We start from the raw sequence: 16,167 nt of genomic DNA on the forward strand, positions 1-16,167 counted from the left end.
GGAGATCGACTATGAACCCGACCAATCCGCGCTTCGGCTATGGCGCCGCCGCCGGCTCGCAGGCGCTCTTCGACGAAGGCCTGCGCAAGCACATGCTGCGCGTCTATAACTACATGGGCATTGGCCTTGTGGTGACCGGTATCGTCGCGATGATCGTCGGCACGACGCCGGCGCTCTACGTGCCGATCTTCCAGTCGCCGCTGAAGTGGGTCGTCATGCTGGCGCCGCTCGCCTTCGTGCTGTTTTTCTCGTTCCGCATCCAGACGATGTCGGCGAGTGCGGCGCAAACGATGTTCTGGGCCTTCTGTGCCGTCATGGGCCTCTCGCTCGCATCGGTGTTCCTGGTCTTCACCGGCACCAGCATCGCGCGGACCTTCTTCATCGCCGCCACCATGTTCGGCGCGACAAGCCTCTACGGCTATACGACCAAGCGTGACCTCGCCAATATCGGCTCGTTCCTGATGATGGGCCTGTTCGGCGTGATCATCGCCAGCGTCGTCAATATCTTCCTGGGTTCCAGCGCGCTGCAGTTCGCCATCTCGATCATCGGCATCGTGGTCTTCGTCGGCCTGACCGCCTGGGATACGCAGAACATCAAGGAACAATATGCCGAGAACCACGATCAGGAGACCTCGCAGAAGCTCGCTGTTTTCGGTGCCCTGTCGCTCTACCTGAACTTCGTCAACATCTTCCAGCTCCTCCTGAATTTCACGGGCGAGCGGGAATAGCATCGGACTTTTAAGCTTGGGCATGATCTGAAAGTTACTCCACTCTTTCGTTTGATCGTGCTCCGGGAATGCGTCTCCCTGGGGGTTTGTGAGACGCATGACGCGCCTGCGGTATCTGCGCCGATACCGCAGGCGTACTTTATTTTGGGGTAGGGATTGGGGTGGTTGGCTGCCGAGTTCACGGAGAGTTCGTCACCCCCTCTGTCACTCCGTGACAGAGGGGGTATCAGAGGTGCGGCATATTCAAAACTCTCGCCCTCTGACACCCACTCCTCAAAAAATATCAGCGACCTACCACTCGGCTACGCTGCCATCCTCATGACGCCAGACCGGGTTGCGCCAGCGATGGCCTTCCTTGGCGCGTTCGATGACGTAGGCTTCGTCCACTTCGATACCGAGGCCGGGGCCTTGCGGGATCGAGACGAAGCCGTCGGCATAGTGGAAGACTTCCTTGTTGGAGATGTAGTCGAGGATGTCGTTGCCCTTGTTGTAGTGGATGCCGAGGCTCTGCTCCTGGATGAAGGCATTGTAGCTGACGGCATCGACCTGCAGGCAGGCGGCAAGGGCAATCGGTCCGAGCGGGCAATGCGGCGCCAGCGCCACGTCATAGGCTTCCGCCATGGCCGCGATCTTGCGGCATTCGGTGATGCCGCCGGCGTGTGAGAGGTCGGGCTGGAGAATGTCGACATAGCCGTCCGACAGAACCTGCTTGAAGTCCCAGCGCGAGAAGAGCCGCTCACCCAAGGCAATCGGCGTCGAGCAATGATTGGCGATTTCCTTCAAGGCTTCGCGGTTTTCGGAGAGCACCGGCTCTTCGATGAACAGCAGCTTGTAGGGTTCCAGCTCCTTGGCGAGGACCTTGGCCATCGGGCGATGGACGCGGCCGTGGAAATCGACGCCGATGCCGACATAGGGGCCGATCGCTTCGCGGATGGTGGCGATGGTCTCGACCGCCTTTTCCACCTTGTCGTAGGTGTCGACGATCTGCATTTCCTCGCAGCCGTTGAGTTTGATCGCCTTGAAGCCGCGGGCAACGACTTCCTTGGCGTTGTTGGCAACGTCGGAAGGACGGTCGCCGCCGATCCACGAATAGACCTTGATCTTGTCGCGCACCTGGCCGCCGAGCAGCGAATGGATCGGCTGGCCCAGCGCCTTGCCCTTGATGTCCCATAGCGCCTGGTCGATGCCGGCAATCGCGCTCATATGGACGGCGCCGCCGCGATAGAAGCCGGCGCGGTACATGACATTCCAATGGTCTTCGATCAGGAAGGGGTCCTTGCCGATCAGATAATCTTCAAGTTCGTGCACGGCGGCCTGGACGGTGAGCGCGCGGCCTTCAACGACTGGTTCGCCCCAGCCGACGATGCCTTCGTCCGTTTCGATCTTCAGGAACATCCAGCGCGGCGGCACGATATAGGTCGTCAGTTTGGTGATTTTCATGGGAATGCTTCCGTTTCGGCTCTTTGGTCACATCGGCGGCGGAAGGCCGCGGATTTCGGGGTTTCAGGTCTTGCTTTTTTCCGCTCGCCCCGTCGCCTTTCCGGCGGCAAGGTCGCGTGCGGCAAGGTCGAGCAGGCGATGGGTACAGTCGCGCGCGGCGGTACCGTTGCGCAGGCGCAGCGCCTCCACCAGCTCGCCATGGACGGCGATCGCCTCGTCGCGGCTGTCGGCGGCGACATTGGACGCGTGCAGCGCATATTTGAGGCCGGCATGGATGGCGCTCGACAGGCGGCGGAAGACCTGGTTGTGGCTGGCGCCCAGCAGCACCGTATGGAACATCACATCGGCTTCGGTGAAGCGCTCCGGATCATCGCCGGACTCGCACATTTGCCGCCAGGCCCGGTCGAGATCGGCGATTTCCTGGGCGGTGGCACGCTCGGCGGCATATTCGGCAGCGACTGGCTCGATGGTGCGCCGTGCCTCGAGGATACTGCCAAGAATATTAAATTCGGCAATATACGGCCCTATCCATTCGAGCACGTCCGGATCGAGGATGTTCCAGTCATCCTTGTCGCAGACGGTGGTACCGATGCGGGGCTTGCCGCGCACGAGGCCTTTCGATTCCAGGATCTTCAGGGATTCGCGGATGACGGTGCGGCTGACGCCATAGAGCTCGCAGAGATCGTTTTCGCGCGGCAGGGCCGAACCGGAGGAATAGCGTTCGGAGCAGATATCTTCGGCAATCGCCGCCGTTACGTTCCGGCGCACGCGCGGGCGGCGTTCCGGCCGATCGACCAAGCCATGCTCTTGCCGTTCAAACGAATCCAACTATCTCTTCTCCCGCTCCTCGCAGTGGAAATCACATTACTACAATCATCATACACAGGCAATTCCCTGGTATGATGATTTGTGCGATTGATCTGTGCGATCTGAGGGGAGGCATGCTATTTTGAGACGATAACACGCTTGCGTTACTGCGCTGTCGTCATCGGCGGATAGAACACTATATTGCTGATTGGGGCTGCCAAAAGGCAGTGTCCCATCGGTCATTGCCGGGAGGGCAGGGGCCCTTTTTTCAATACTCAATCAACGACAAGGAGGACGGTATGCAGATCAATCGCACAGGTTCGGCCCAGTGGTCCGGCGGTCTGAAGGACGGCAAGGGCCAGATCTCGACCCAGAGCGGCGCGCTCAACCATTATCCCTACGGCTTTGCCAGCCGTTTCGAGGGCGTTGCGGGCACCAATCCCGAGGAGTTGATCGGCGCGGCCCATGCTGGCTGCTTCACCATGGCGCTGTCGCTGATCCTGAATGAGGCGGGCTTGACCGCCGAGAGCATGGAAACGACGGCTAAGGTCACGCTTGAAAGCGTCGAAGGCGGGTTTGCGATCAGCGCGATCCACCTGACGCTGACGGGCAAGGTTCCCGGCGCCGATGAGGCGAAATTCACCGAGCTTGCCAACAAGGCCAAGGCCGGCTGCCCGGTCTCCAAGGCGCTGGCCTCGGTGCCGATCTCGCTGGACGTGCGCCTCGCCTAGGCTTTAAATCCAATGATTCGACAGGCTCTTCGCGATGCGAAGAGCCTGTCGAACGCTGCCCGTGATGGCAAGGTGGCCTATTTCTGCACACCAACGGGTATTGGTGGTCTTACGAGCCGGTTTCCGCTGCAAGGCGTCGCTTGACGATCAGGGCCAGCGGCACCGTGTAGAAGAAGTGCGACATGAAGCCGCCGATGACGACCATCGGATCGAAGTAGTTGGGATGGTCCGTGGTGGCGACCATGATCGCCGCATGCATCACGATCCAGATCACGACAGCATAGAAGAGCGCGACGAAGGTCGCCTCATAGCCGCGACGTCGGAAGTACGGCCAGATGCAGGCAAAGGCGATGCCCCAGGCAAAAACGAAAGAGAAATGGATTGCCGTGCCGAGAAAATAGGCCATCAGCCCCAGGGATTCCTGCACACCCTTGCCGAAGACAAGGCCCGTGGCATTGCGGGGAATGCCCGCCAGCGGCATCAGTTGTTGGATACCGACCCAGAAATCGCCTCATATACCCAGATCAGGACACCACCCGCGATGCCCCCGATCAAGCCTGCTTTTATGGTCGACCATAGGGCCGGTCTATCCGTGATGTTCGTTCCCAAGCCCGCATCCCGACGGACCTCGCCATAATTGGTGCTCATGCCTGATTTTCCTCCCTGTTCGTTTCGTTCTCGGCTTTTGCTCAACCGCCTTAATCGCGGCTGCGCGTAGGCTCTCCTCCTCCAGAGGATTCCATAAGGGGAACGGGAAAGACGTATCGAGAGCCCAGACAAGGGCCGGTCATGACGGCCGGCTATTCATCAATCACATCACTGACAGCGCTCTCGACATTTCGTCTCGCGATCCGGCCATTCATCTGATGAATAGAGAGGATGCCGTGGCGGCGCCAATTCAAACAGCCGGCGGCTTCATAAGAATTGGCTATACTGCAGGGTTCGCGAGACTGCATGCGGCCGGTGGTGTTTCCTTGTTTTGTGACGCGGAGGCGTGGTTTCGCGCATAAATCTACAATCCTTCATCGCGTCGCCGAACTAGGCTAGCCATGGAAATGTCGCGCGCGATGGAGACTGTTCGCATGTCATCACTGACCTTGATTCATGTCATCATAAGCCTGATCGCCGTCGTCTCCGGCATCATCGTCGCGCAGGGATTGATCGCCGGCGACCGTCATGAGCGGTCGACGCTCATCTACATGGTCACGATCCTGCTGACGAGCCTGACCGGGTTTCTCTTTCCCTTCAACGGCGTGACGCCGGGCATCATATTCGGCATCATCACGGTTCTGATCTTCATTCCCACCGCGATTGCGCGCTATAAATTTCAGATGAGCGGCATCTGGCGGCTTGTCTTCATCATAGGCAGCCTGTTCATGCACTACCTTAACTGCGTCGTGCTGATCGTTCAGTCCTTCCAGAAGATCCCCGCGCTGAACGCGCTTGCGCCCCAAGGGAACGAGCCGCCGCTTCTGGCGGTTCAGGCCGTGCTGCTCATTGCGATTCTGATCGTCGGCTTCCTGAGCATACGTCGTTTCCGCCCGCAGATTCTCGGCGCCTGACCTCTGATCACAATTGCTGTTTGAACCGCCTCGTCGCCGGGGGCGGTTTCTTGACAGTTGTGGCCTTATGGTTTACGAGTGACGAAAATTGAAATTCGTCACTCGTAAACCGAAAGTAAACCATGCTTGATCTTTCCGATGTCAGTGCCGATCCGGCGCGTCAGGAAAACATCACGAAAATCCTCGACGCGGCCGAAAGGCTGTTTCGCCACTATGGCTATGCCAAGACGACGGTCGCCGACATTGCCCGCGACCTCGGCATGTCCACGGCGAATATCTACCGTTTCTTTGCTTCAAAGACTGAAATTCGCCAGGCGGTTTGTGGTCGGATGCTTGAGGCCAGCTATCAGATGGCGCTGGAAATCCGCCGCCGCCCGATCAGCGCCTCCGACCGGCTGCATGCCTATGTGTATGCGCAATACAAGCAGACCTGCGAAAACATGCTCGACGAGCAGAAGGTGCATGAGATGGTGGTCATTGCCATCGAGCACGATTGGCACGTCATCGAAAAGTTTATCGATCGCATTCACGATTTGATAGCCGAGATCATTGCTGACGGTATCGCTGCCGGAGAATTTCTTGAACAGGACCCCTATGTTGCCTCGAAATGCTTCGGCGCGGCGACGGTCAATCTCTGCCATCCGCAGATGGTAGCGCAATGCCTTGCCAAGCCTAATCGGGCCGAACCCGAAGACCTTATCGAATTCGCCATCAGGGCGCTGAAGAAATAGCAGTCCGCGTGCCGAATGATCGGCCGTGCTTGCATTCCGTTTGACTAAGGAGAGCGACATGCGTTCGCTGACGACCACCACGATACGATCCATAGCCGGCGCTGCATTCATTGCCGCTATTGGTCTCACGCTTTCCGGTTGCAACGAGAAGAAGGAAGAGGCCGCGGAGGTGATCCGGCCGGTGAAGGTGGTGGAGATCGCGCAGGCGGATACGACGCGCAAGCTCGACTATTCCGGCTCGGTCAAAGCACGAACGGATATGAACCTCGGCTTCCGCGTCAGCGGCAAGATCGTCGAGCGCAAGGTGGATATCGGCCAGAAGGTGAAGCCCGGCGACGTGCTCGCCCGCATCGACCCTACCGATTACGCCCTGGCGGTGCGCCGCTCGCAGGCGGACCTCGATTCGGCTCAAAATCAGGTGCAGACGACGGAGCTTGCCCGCAATCGCGCCCAGCAGCTCTTCGACAAGGGTGTCGGGTCGAAGTCGCAGCTCGAACAGGCCGAACTTTCCTATGATCAGGCCGTTTCGACGCGGGATTCCGCCGTGTCGGCGCTGACTGAGGCGAAGAACCAGGTCGCTTACAGCGATCTGACATCGGACATGAACGGCATCGTGACGACCATCAATGCCGATGTCGGCCAGGTGGTGAGCTCCGGCACGCCGGTCATCACCGTCTCCGTCGATGGCGAGAAGGAAGTGCTGATCGCCGTGCCGGAAATGGATATCGCGCAATTCAAGGTCGGCAAGGACGTCAAGGCGCGCTTCTGGTCCGATGATGCGCTGGTGCTTGACGGCAAGGTGCGCGAAGTCTCGGGGAGCGCCGATACGCAATCGCGGACCTTTGCCGTGCGCGTCAGCCTGCCGAGCGATCCGCGCGTGCTGCTTGGCATGACCGCGACGATCGAGGCTCAGGCCGGCAATACCCAGCCTTACGTTTCCATTCCCCTGAGTGCGCTCGCGCAGAAGGACGGCCAGCAGATCGTCTGGCTGGTCGACCGCAGCGCCGGCACGGTACATTCCCGTAACGTCAAGGTCGCCGATTTTGCCGATGACGGCGTGCGCGTCGCCGATGGCCTCAAGGCCGGCGATGTCGTCGTTGCCGCCGGCACGCAATTCATGACCGAGAATATGAAGGTCAAGGTGCCGGATGCCCAGCAGGCATCGGCCGCGACCAATGGTGGTGCCGTGACGGCCGCTGCCGATATCGTGCGTTAAGCGGATCGAGGGGCGAGACCATGACTATCAACAGCACCTCGGAAGAGAAGAAGCCTTTCAACCTGTCGCGTTGGGCGATCGCCCATCCGAGCATCGCGCGCTTCCTGTTTGCGCTGATCATCATCGCCGGCGCGTTCGGCCTGACCCATATGGGCCAGAAGGAAGATCCTGATTTCACCTTCCGCGTCATGGTCGTGCAGACCATCTGGCCCGGCGCCTCGCTGCAGGACATGGAAGACCAGGTGGTCAACAAGATCGAGCGCAAGCTGCAGGAAACACCGCATCTCGATTGGGTCAAATCCTATACCCGCGCCGGCTTTGCCATCACCACCGTGCAGATCAAGGGCGACACCAACACCGCACAGGTGAAGGATGCCTTCTACCAGGTGCGCAAGAAGGTCGGCGATATCGCCAATACGCTGCCGTCCGGCCTGCAAGGCCCCTATTTCAACGATGAGTTCGGCGATACTTTCATCACCCTGCATTCGATCAGCGGCGACGGTTACAGCTATCCCGAGCTGAAGAAATTCGCGATCCAGGCGCGCGACATGCTGCTTGCGACGCCGGGCGTCGAGAAGGCCGTGATCATCGGCGACCAGCCCGAGCAGATCTATATCGATGTCTCCTCCAAGGTGCTGGCGGAGCGTGGCCTGACACTGACCGCCCTGCAGAACGCCATCGTCGGCCAGAATAATGTCGATCCGGCCGGCACCGTCGACACCAGCACACGCTCCGTGCGCATCTCGGTCGAGGGTGACGTCAACAAGATCGAGGACATCAAGAACCTCCGGCTGACCGCCGGTGGCCAGGTGACGCGTCTCGGCGACATCGCAACGGTGAGCGCCGGGCTGCAGGATCCCTATACGGCCAAGTTCCTCTACAACGGTCATGAGAGCGTCCAGCTCGGCGTCGTCATGGCCAATGGCAACAAGGTGACCGATGTCGGTGCCGCTGTGGAAGAAACCTACAAGCGCTTTACCGCCTCGCTGCCGGTCGGCGTGCAGGTCGATCAGGTTTCCAACCAGCCTGAGGTCGTGACCGACGCCATCAGCGAGTTCATGCATGCGCTCGGCGAGGCCTTGGTGATCGTGCTGATCGTCTCATTCCTGTCGATCGGCTGGCGCTCCGGCCTGGTGATCGCCATCGCCATTCCGCTCGTGCTCGCGGCGACCTTCGCCATCATGTACGAGCTCGGCATCGACCTGCAGCGCATCTCGCTCGGCGCTCTCATCATCGCGCTCGGTCTTCTGGTCGACGACGCCATGATCGTCGTCGAACTGATGGAGCGCAAGCTGGAGGAGGGGCTTGCCAAGCTCGATGCGGCAAGCTTTGCCTATTCCTCGACCGCCTTCCCGATGCTGACCGGCACGCTGATCACCACCGCCGGCTTCATTCCGGTTGGTTTCGCTGCCTCGACCGCGGGTGAATATGTCCGCACGCTCTTCTACGTCGTCGGCATCGCGCTGGTGATCTCGTGGTTCGTCGCGGTCTATTTCACGCCATGGCTCGGCTACATGATCCTGAAGCAGCGCCACCATGTCGGCGAGCATCACGATGTCTTCGACACGCGTTTCTATCGTCGCCTGCGCTCGTCGGTGGCCTGGGCCGTGCGTCATCGCGTCATCGTGCTGCTTCTGACGATCGCCGCCTTCGTCGGCAGCCTGTGGTCCTTCCAGTTCATCCCGCAGAACTTCTTCCCGCAGTCCTCGCGCCCGGAAATCCTCGTCGATCTCTGGCTGCCGGAAGGCACCAGCATCAAGGAGGTCGAACGGCAGGCGCAGGCGCTGCAGGCGCGCGTGGCCGATGATCCGGACAAGCGCTTCGTCGCCACCTATGTCGGCCAGGGCGCGCCGCGCTTCTTCCTGCCGCTCGACCAGCAGCTCACCAATCCGAACTATGCCCAGATGCTGGTCATGGCGAAGGACGAGCCCGCGCGCGAACGGCTGATTACCAAGCTGCGCGGCATTCTTGCCGCCGACTTCCCCACGGTCCGCGGCAAGGTCGACCGCCTGTTCCTCGGCCCGCCGACCGGCTGGCCGGTGCAGCTTCGCGTCATGGGTCCGGATCGGCAGGAGGTTCGCCACATCGCCGACGAGGTGAGGCAGCGCTTCGCCCAGAACCCGCTGCTTGGCGCCATCCATGACGACTGGCTCGAGCCGGTGCCGGCGATGAAGCTGGTGATCGATCAGGACCGCGCCCGCGCGCTTGGCGTCACCTCGCAGCGCATCCGCCAGATGCTGCAGGCCACCATGTCCGGCGCCACCCTCGACAATTACCGCGAGGGCGAGGAGACCGTCGGCATCGTCGTCAGGGAGCCGCAAGCCAGCCGTCATCTGCTGACCTCGGTCAATTCGATCTATATCCCGACCGATAGCGGTGGTTTCGTGCCGCTGTCGCAGGTCGCCAAGATCGAGCCCGTCATGGAGCAGAGCATCGAATGGCGCCGCGACCGCCTGCCGACCATCACGGTCCGGGCGACATTGCCCGACAACGTGCAGTCGAACGATGTGACGGCCAAGCTCTATAACGACATGGCGGACCTTCGAAACAGCCTACCGGCCGGCTACAAGATCGAGATCCAGGGCGGCGCCGAAGACAGCGCCGAAAGCCAGGCCTCGATCGCCGCCAAGGCGCCGATCATGCTGATCATCATCGTCGTGCTCTTGATGGCGCAGCTGCAGCACTTCGGCAAGGCGATGCTGGTGCTGGCCACCGGCCCGCTCGGCATCATCGGCGCGGCGGCTGCTCTTTTGATCAGCGGCGCGCCTTTCGGCTTCGTGGCGATCCTCGGCGTCATCGCGCTGCTCGGCATCATCATCCGCAACTCGATCATCCTTGTCGACCAGATCGACCAGGATATCGCGGTGGGCATGGACCGGAAGGAAGCGATCATCGGGGCGGCCGTGCGACGTTTCCGGCCGATCGTGCTGACGGCGCTGACGGCGGTTCTGGCGCTGATCCCGATCTCGCGCGGCGTCTTCTGGGGGCCGCTCGCCTACTCCATGATGGGCGGCATCCTGGTTGCCACCGTGCTGACCATCTTCGTGCTGCCGGCGGGCTATGCGCTGTTCTTCGGCCGCGAGCCGAAGAAGAAATCGGCGGAGCCGACGGTCGAGCAGCCGCAGGAAAGCAACGACGCCGTGGACCATCTGCCGCCGGCCATGGCCGCGGAATAACAGGCACGGACGAAATGAAAAAAAGGGGCCTCGGTCTATGCCGAGGCCCCTTTTTTACTTTTGCGGGATGAGCGTTCAGAGGATCGTCGGCTGACCGTCGACAATCTTGAGGACGGTCAGGGTTCCGCCCATGGAAACGGCGGTGTCGATGCCGATGCGGCCGTTGCCGAAGGTCGGGCGCGGGCTCGGCGTATGGCCATGCACCACCAGCACCGGCAATTGCGGCCCCTGGGAGAGAAAGGGCTCGCGGATCCAGATCAGGTCGTCATCGGTCTGCCCCGCCAGCGAAATGTTCGGCTGGATGCCGGCATGGACGAAGATGATGGAACCGACGGTGACGGCGACCGGCAGCGAGCGCAGCAATTTGACATGCGCCGGCGGAATGGCCCGCCGGGCGGCCTCGCCGAGTTCCTCGAGGCTCCGGCCCTCTTGCCCCAGCAGATAGTCCACATCGATGCCGTAGGAGGCGAGCGTCGGGCCTGAGCCATATTCCAGCCAATCGCGGTTGGCGCGCGGATCGTCGAGGAATTTCAGGAAGACGTCGTCGTGATTGCCCAGCAGACTGTAGCGGTCGAAGCCCGTGGGCGGCGGCTCGCACAAATGCTGCAGCACATCGCTCGATCGCGGGCCGCGATCGACATAGTCGCCGAGGAACATCAGCAGCTTCCGGCCGGGAATCTTGGCGGCATCGGCGACGATGCGGCTCTCGGCCTCGATCAGCGCATCATGGCAGCCATGGATGTCGCTGAGCGCATAGATGGCTGTGTAATTCTGAGCCGGAAGATCGATGCGGGCACGCCGGGATTGTTCCATGGATTTCGCCGTTCTGCTGCTGAATAACCGATAAATTAATCCCATCATCGACATCCGCAAGCGCCGGCACGGCGGCGCAACCTTTTATTGAATATACCAATAATTACGACTACTTACGTTACAAGGCGACGGTAGGCCCGCCGATGTTGCAGTGCAAGATGCGTTGATGGATGAGGCTTGTGTGCGGTTAAGAGACGGGAAACTATAAATGACGCTGTGGGTCAATCTGACCCGTAGGCGGGTGGGCGGCGGTTGCATTGAAGCGTTCCGGGACGGGTGTACTTCCCGCCGGCGGCGCACGCCGGCTGAACGGCCTTGACGATCGCGTGGCCTTCTGCTCCCCATGGCTCCGGTCAGGGAGACTGACACAAGAGGAGGAATCGCGCGTGAAGCATGTGAGATCGATCGGCCATGTCGCCGTCAGCGTCAAGGATATCGAGCGGTCGCTCGATTTTTACGTCAACAAGCTCGGCTTCGAGGAGATGTTCCGGCTGGAGCAGGACGACCGACTCTGGATCGTCTATCTGCGCATCACCGATACGCAATATCTCGAGCTGTTTCCCGATGCGGTCGGCGACAGCGCGCCGCCATTCGCCAATGTCGGCTTCAATCACCTCTGCCTCGAAGTCGACGATATCGATGGCGCGATTGCCGAGCTGACGGGCAAGGGCGTCGCGCTCACCTCCGAAAAGCAGCTCGGCGTCGATCACAACTACCAGGCCTGGATCGCCGATCCCGAAGGCAACCGCATCGAGCTGATGCAGCTCGGCGAAAAGGCCCTGCAGCTCCAGGCGATCGCGCGGCTGCGCAGAGAGCGGGTCTGAGGGCGATCGGTCTCGGATGCTGCTAGGGCGCTCCCGCCCGCCAGCGCAGCGGAATCGCATAGAGATGACGCCGTTGCCGCGCAACCCCTTCTCCCCGAAGGGAGAAGGAACTTACGGCGCTGGCATGCCCCCATATGCAATTGCCCTGCTCGCCAGCGGCATCGTTTGGGAGCCTCGTGTCGGGGTCTGCCCAAGCTATCCGCGATAGGCCGCCTGCAGGCCGGCAATGTCGAGCTTGATCATCTCCATGATCGCCTGCAGCACGCGACCGGCCTTGGCCGGATCGGGGTCGGCCAGCATCTGCTTGACCACTGTCGGGACGATCTGCCAGGAGACGCCGTAGCGGTCCTTCAGCCAGCCGCATTGCTCGATGGCGCCGCCGGCGGAAAGCCCGTCCCAGAGCCGATCCACCTCGGCCTGGTCGTCGCAATCCACCTCCAGCGAGATCGCATGGGTATATTCGAAGCGCGTGCCGCCATTCAGCGCCATGAAACGCTGGCCGGCAAGCGTGAAGCTGACGACCAGCACGCTGCCTTCCGGGCCGCCGGGTGTTTCGACGACATTCTTCTGCACATGGTCGATACGCGAGTCCGGAAACAGCGACACATAGAAATTGGCCGCTTCCTCGGCTTCGTTTGCGAACCATAGGCATGGGGCAATTTTAGACATGGGATGCTCCTCTTGTCGGTCGGAATGTTCCAAGGACGGGTGCTGAGAGGCAAAGCCGACAGCGGAGTGGAAAGTTTTTTGAGTTTGCGAGGCCGCCGCGCGCGATCTCTCCCGGCATGATCATAAATCGACCGCCATCATGCGCTTTGCATTTACGAGCCGGTGCATATGCGAATATGCTTGGCGCCTGACGACAGGCGGTGCAGGAGCGTCGCTTCAAGGAGATGAGAGTGAGCTACGATTTCCATGTGGGCCAGAAGGTCGTCTGTATCGATGACAAGTTCAAGCATGTCAGCATCGATCAGCTGATCCGCAAGGGCACGATCTACACGATCCGCTGGGTCGGCGAATACTCGCATTATGTCGATGGCAATTTCATCGGCGTGAAGCTGGAAGAGATCCACCGCGGCAACGACGACGGCCCCGAAGGCTACGGCGCCGCCGACATGCCCTACCGCGCCACCCGCTTCCGCCCGCTGGTGAAGGACAAGATCGCGACGTTGCGCAAGTTGTTGGCTCCGACGCCGGATGCGCCTGTGGAGCCGAAGGTGAAGGTTAAGAAGACGGAGAAGGTTTGATTTTTGGGACGGCGTGGTTGGAGAAGAGAGAGTGCCAATTCTGAGGTGTACAATTCTCCGAGGGCTTGTGCAGGTAAGGGTGTCCCATGGCGCTTGTAAGTGTCTGTAAGTTGAGACAGACTGAGCTGGAGGATCACAGGTTTCCACATGCTGACACGTATAGAAATTGACGGCTTCAAGACCTTTGAAAATTTTGAATTAAATCTTCGACCGTTCACAGCTGTCGTCGGACCTAACGCAAGTGGCAAATCAAACCTTTTCGACGCGATCAGGTTTATCTCCCTACTTTCACAGCAAGATATTCGAACCTCGATGATGGAATTGCGGGGAGAGCCTCAAGAGCTTTTCCGAATAACACCAGTAAAGACGTATGACAGGATGCGCTTCGCGGTAGAGGTGCTGCTCAACCGAGAAGGAAAAGATCCATTTGGAACGTCTTACTCATTGAAATCTCAGCGTCTTAGATATGAGCTTGAGCTTTATCTAAAGAAAGATGATCGAGGTTTCCCCGTAGGGATTTTTGTGCAGCACGAGACATGTACACCTATTAAGAAAAAAGATGACACATCTGACTTCATCAAGATGCTAAAATGGGTGAAGTATAGCGGAAACCTGACCCCGTTTATTCGGATGAAGGAAGACGGTGGCGAAGCTAGCCGAAACGGTATCGAAATTCGCCAAGATGGAGAAATGAAACGCGGTAAGCCCGTTACGCTTCCTGCAAACGAAGCTTCTCGTACTGCCCTTTCGACAGTCTCAACTGCTGAATTTCCCCATTTATATGCTCTGAGAGAGCTTTTAAGTTCGACAAACTTCTTGGAGATCAACCCAACGGCAGCGCGTAAGGCGAGCGACCGGTATGAGAGCAGAACCCTCAAGCCAGATGCCTCTAATCTTTCCGCAGTCCTTGCAAAACTCCAACAGGAGACAAGAAATGAAATCGAGCCAGATGGGGCCCTTGCCGACATCGCTAGCGACCTAAGTTCGCTTATAACAAGCGTTCGCGGCATCCGAGTGAACAACGACATAGAGGCAAAGGACTACTCTTTTAGCCTCCGATTGGCGGACGACCTAAATTTCAGTTCACGGGTTATCTCGGACGGAACGCTCCGACTTCTCGCCCTGCTGACTATACTGAATGATCCCAAGCGGCGAGGTGTCCTTTGTTTCGAAGAGCCTGAAAACGGAGTTCATGAGGGAAGAATTGCACAGCTTGTAAACTTGCTACGCACCTCGACTGATATCGGGCCTTCTGAGCCTAAGCGCCCTCTCTTTCAGGTTGTTATCAATACCCATTCCCCGACAGTGATGCTCAATTTAGTGGATAATGAGATTGTTCTTGCGGACGTTGTTTCTCATGTGGTGCCAAAGGTAGGAAAATCTTTGAAGACGAGGATGCGCACAGGGATTGTAACCGAGCTAGACGGGGTTGATCCTACTCGTCTCACGCGTTTTGAGGCGAGTCGTTTGCTTAAGCAACCGTCGGAGGGTGTATAGTGTATCTGAGTTGGGCCCTATATGCCGAAGGCAACTCAGATCGGGATTACTTTGAAGCTCTCTTACCTCGTGTCCTTGAGGAGCTAATCCTTACAGACGGAAAATTTTCGGTAGATATTCCAACCAATTACGCTGTGCAGCTAGGAAAATATGGTCGCACTGTTGAAGAAGTTGCTGCTGAAGCTTGTGCGGCTAAGAACGCCTTCGAATTGTTGTTTATCCATGCTGACACTGGTGGAAGAGCGTTAGAAGACGGCATCGAAAACCGCGCTCAGGCTTATGTCAATAAAATGAACCACATCTGTGAATTTCGTGCAGACAGGGCCGTTATTATTGCGCCGAAACATGAGACAGAGGCTTGGCTGTTGGCAGATCGGAACGCCTTGCTGGCAACGCTAGGCTATCGTGACACTGCAAATGCTCTTGGTTTACCTGACGATGCTGATAAAGCGGAGAAATTGATTGACCCTAAGGCGGCGCTAAGGTCTGCCATAGATGCGGTTTATGGCAACCGTATAACGGCTAAGCGCGATGTAAGCTTTGGATCAATAGCGTTGCAACAGGATTTGCAGAGCCTTCGCGGATCCGCGTCGTACAGAAAGTTTGAGGCGGACTTGCGCGCATCGCTTTCAACGTGGGGCATATTGTAACGCACTTTCCTATGCGAACCAGAATGTGCAGTATTTTTAAGGAAGAAAACTGGTGCTGCTAGAGAGATTTGAACTCGATGGATTAGCGCTAAAAGTCCCGCATTTCTGGGATTTTTCGCAGGTCTCGTCAAGTGCCTGTGTACCACCTATGTGGCCTAGTGATGACCATCGGTGGTGATGCTAACGATACTCACTGACCGTCGTGTAACTCAGGAGGCCATCGATAATAGCTTTGGCCTTCTCCTGCTCGGCAGCTAGGCGCTCCATCCTGCGCTTCATCACTTCTATGGCCTTGAAGATAACCTCGTCCTCACAAGTCTCCCCAGAGACAACATGCCACTCACCCACGGTCGGTAGGTCGTCCCGTCGGATTGACGGCAACACAACTCGGGCGACCCAGTTCCACAGATGCTTGGCCTCGGGTCTGTCGGAGTACATGGCAATCTTGTAGAGGCTTTCCCGAGAGATAATCGTGGCCGACTTGGCCTTCGTGCCTGAGAATAGCTCTGGATGAGCCAGACGATTAACAGGCTTCTTCTCAATGACGCCATATCCGCGAAGCCAACGGCCTGAACCCTTGCCAGTGGGCAAACCTAAGGCGGCACACAGGTCACCCGCGATGAACCACAGTTCACCATCGATCACCATAGTCCGAACCTCGTGGCCCTTGAAATTGAAGAGCGATACGTCGTTGGCCATGGGGGATTTCCTTTGTTACGATTGAACCAATAGAGGTCGGCACCTC

The 16,167-nt window shown here is 58.8% G+C and carries 16 protein-coding genes; 10 read left to right on the top strand and 6 right to left on the bottom strand.

What is annotated here, in order from left to right; genetic code table 11:
- Window positions 1-11 precede the first annotated feature (11 nt).
- A complete protein-coding gene (locus AB6803_RS30105; RefSeq protein ID WP_012652482.1) occupies window positions 12-728 on the top strand; it encodes a Bax inhibitor-1/YccA family protein in 717 nt (238 codons plus the stop codon).
- Between the two features lie 291 nt (window positions 729-1,019).
- Here AB6803_RS30105 and dgoD read toward each other — a convergent pair whose 3' ends face one another.
- Together dgoD and AB6803_RS30115 are read right to left on the bottom strand one after the other, a co-directional pair.
- Window positions 1,020-2,168, bottom strand: a complete 1,149-nt coding sequence (dgoD, locus tag AB6803_RS30110) for a galactonate dehydratase (RefSeq protein WP_007699196.1) — start codon at window positions 2,166-2,168, stop codon at window positions 1,020-1,022.
- 63 nt (window positions 2,169-2,231) lie between these two features.
- Window positions 2,232-2,996, bottom strand: coding sequence for a FadR/GntR family transcriptional regulator (locus AB6803_RS30115; RefSeq protein ID WP_371112312.1), 765 nt, complete (start codon window positions 2,994-2,996; stop codon window positions 2,232-2,234).
- 278 nt (window positions 2,997-3,274) lie between these two features.
- Here AB6803_RS30115 and AB6803_RS30120 point away from each other — a divergent pair, with 278 nt between their 5' ends.
- Complete coding sequence (locus AB6803_RS30120; protein ID WP_371112313.1) at window positions 3,275-3,706, top strand: OsmC family protein; 432 nt, start codon at window positions 3,275-3,277, stop codon at window positions 3,704-3,706.
- Window positions 3,707-3,815: 109 nt separating this feature from the next.
- Here the strand turns inward: AB6803_RS30120 and AB6803_RS30125 are convergent, their stop codons facing one another.
- The gene (locus tag AB6803_RS30125) at window positions 3,816-4,187 is read right to left on the bottom strand and encodes a hypothetical protein (protein ID WP_371112314.1); all 372 of its coding nucleotides are present in this window, start codon (window positions 4,185-4,187) and stop codon (window positions 3,816-3,818) included.
- A gap of 601 nt (window positions 4,188-4,788) precedes the next feature.
- Here AB6803_RS30125 and AB6803_RS30130 point away from each other — a divergent pair.
- The 4 genes from AB6803_RS30130 to AB6803_RS30145 all read left to right on the top strand — a co-directional run bounded on the left by AB6803_RS30130 (window position 4,789) and on the right by AB6803_RS30145 (window position 10,391).
- Complete coding sequence (locus tag AB6803_RS30130; protein WP_371112315.1) at window positions 4,789-5,268, top strand: hypothetical protein; 480 nt, start codon at window positions 4,789-4,791, stop codon at window positions 5,266-5,268.
- A gap of 122 nt (window positions 5,269-5,390) precedes the next feature.
- Window positions 5,391-5,999, top strand: a complete 609-nt coding sequence (locus AB6803_RS30135; protein ID WP_371112316.1) for a TetR family transcriptional regulator — start codon at window positions 5,391-5,393, stop codon at window positions 5,997-5,999.
- A gap of 58 nt (window positions 6,000-6,057) precedes the next feature.
- Window positions 6,058-7,215 carry an efflux RND transporter periplasmic adaptor subunit gene (locus tag AB6803_RS30140; protein ID WP_371112317.1) on the top strand — a complete coding sequence of 386 codons (1,158 nt, stop codon included), beginning with the start codon at window positions 6,058-6,060 and terminating at the stop codon, window positions 7,213-7,215.
- A gap of 20 nt (window positions 7,216-7,235) precedes the next feature.
- Window positions 7,236-10,391 carry an efflux RND transporter permease subunit gene (locus AB6803_RS30145; RefSeq protein WP_371112318.1) on the top strand — a complete coding sequence of 1,052 codons (3,156 nt, stop codon included), beginning with the start codon at window positions 7,236-7,238 and terminating at the stop codon, window positions 10,389-10,391.
- A 75-nt stretch (window positions 10,392-10,466) separates the two neighbouring features.
- Here the strand turns inward: AB6803_RS30145 and AB6803_RS30150 are convergent, their stop codons facing one another.
- Window positions 10,467-11,204 (bottom strand): metallophosphoesterase family protein, encoded by a 738-nt coding sequence (locus AB6803_RS30150; RefSeq protein ID WP_371112319.1) that lies wholly within the window; start codon window positions 11,202-11,204, stop codon window positions 10,467-10,469.
- Window positions 11,205-11,590: 386 nt separating this feature from the next.
- On the opposite strand from AB6803_RS30150, the gene AB6803_RS30155 reads away from it, so the two are divergent.
- Window positions 11,591-12,028, top strand: coding sequence for a VOC family protein (locus AB6803_RS30155; protein ID WP_371112320.1), 438 nt, complete (start codon window positions 11,591-11,593; stop codon window positions 12,026-12,028).
- A gap of 195 nt (window positions 12,029-12,223) precedes the next feature.
- Here the strand turns inward: AB6803_RS30155 and AB6803_RS30160 are convergent, their stop codons facing one another.
- A complete protein-coding gene (locus AB6803_RS30160; protein WP_371112321.1) occupies window positions 12,224-12,697 on the bottom strand; it encodes a VOC family protein in 474 nt (157 codons plus the stop codon).
- 230 nt (window positions 12,698-12,927) lie between these two features.
- On the opposite strand from AB6803_RS30160, the gene AB6803_RS30165 reads away from it, so the two are divergent.
- The 3 genes from AB6803_RS30165 to AB6803_RS30175 all read left to right on the top strand — a co-directional run bounded on the left by AB6803_RS30165 (window position 12,928) and on the right by AB6803_RS30175 (window position 15,422).
- Window positions 12,928-13,275 (top strand): hypothetical protein, encoded by a 348-nt coding sequence (locus AB6803_RS30165; protein WP_007699162.1) that lies wholly within the window; start codon window positions 12,928-12,930, stop codon window positions 13,273-13,275.
- A 147-nt stretch (window positions 13,276-13,422) separates the two neighbouring features.
- On the top strand, window positions 13,423-14,772 hold the full coding sequence (locus tag AB6803_RS30170) for an AAA family ATPase (RefSeq protein WP_371112322.1): 1,350 nt from the start codon (window positions 13,423-13,425) through the stop codon (window positions 14,770-14,772).
- A complete protein-coding gene (locus AB6803_RS30175; RefSeq protein ID WP_371112323.1) occupies window positions 14,772-15,422 on the top strand; it encodes a hypothetical protein in 651 nt (216 codons plus the stop codon). The genes AB6803_RS30170 and AB6803_RS30175 overlap by 1 nt, the downstream gene beginning before the upstream one ends.
- Before the next feature lie 180 nt (window positions 15,423-15,602).
- Here AB6803_RS30175 and AB6803_RS30180 read toward each other — a convergent pair whose 3' ends face one another.
- Complete coding sequence (locus tag AB6803_RS30180; RefSeq protein WP_234905266.1) at window positions 15,603-16,121, bottom strand: BRO family protein; 519 nt, start codon at window positions 16,119-16,121, stop codon at window positions 15,603-15,605.
- Between the last annotated feature and the right edge of the window lie 46 nt (window positions 16,122-16,167).

This window comes from Rhizobium sp. RCC_161_2, assembly GCF_041355235.1.
GTDB lineage: Bacteria > Pseudomonadota > Alphaproteobacteria > Rhizobiales > Rhizobiaceae > Rhizobium.

Bases quoted from the DNA above. Each gene is read 5' to 3' on its own strand.
- AB6803_RS30105 (WP_012652482.1), top strand. From the start codon at position 12: ATGAACCCGACCAATCCGCGCTTCGGCTATGGCGCCGCCGCCGGCTCG.
- dgoD (WP_007699196.1), bottom strand. From the start codon at position 2,168: ATGAAAATCACCAAACTGACGACCTATATCGTGCCGCCGCGCTGGATG.
- AB6803_RS30120 (WP_371112313.1), top strand. From the start codon at position 3,275: ATGCAGATCAATCGCACAGGTTCGGCCCAGTGGTCCGGCGGTCTGAAG.
- AB6803_RS30125 (WP_371112314.1), bottom strand. From the start codon at position 4,187: ATGCCGCTGGCGGGCATTCCCCGCAATGCCACGGGCCTTGTCTTCGGC.
- AB6803_RS30130 (WP_371112315.1), top strand. From the start codon at position 4,789: ATGTCATCACTGACCTTGATTCATGTCATCATAAGCCTGATCGCCGTC.
- AB6803_RS30135 (WP_371112316.1), top strand. From the start codon at position 5,391: ATGCTTGATCTTTCCGATGTCAGTGCCGATCCGGCGCGTCAGGAAAAC.
- AB6803_RS30140 (WP_371112317.1), top strand. From the start codon at position 6,058: ATGCGTTCGCTGACGACCACCACGATACGATCCATAGCCGGCGCTGCA.
- AB6803_RS30145 (WP_371112318.1), top strand. From the start codon at position 7,236: ATGACTATCAACAGCACCTCGGAAGAGAAGAAGCCTTTCAACCTGTCG.
- AB6803_RS30150 (WP_371112319.1), bottom strand. From the start codon at position 11,204: ATGGAACAATCCCGGCGTGCCCGCATCGATCTTCCGGCTCAGAATTAC.
- AB6803_RS30160 (WP_371112321.1), bottom strand. From the start codon at position 12,697: ATGTCTAAAATTGCCCCATGCCTATGGTTCGCAAACGAAGCCGAGGAA.
- AB6803_RS30170 (WP_371112322.1), top strand. From the start codon at position 13,423: ATGCTGACACGTATAGAAATTGACGGCTTCAAGACCTTTGAAAATTTT.
- AB6803_RS30180 (WP_234905266.1), bottom strand. From the start codon at position 16,121: ATGGCCAACGACGTATCGCTCTTCAATTTCAAGGGCCACGAGGTTCGG.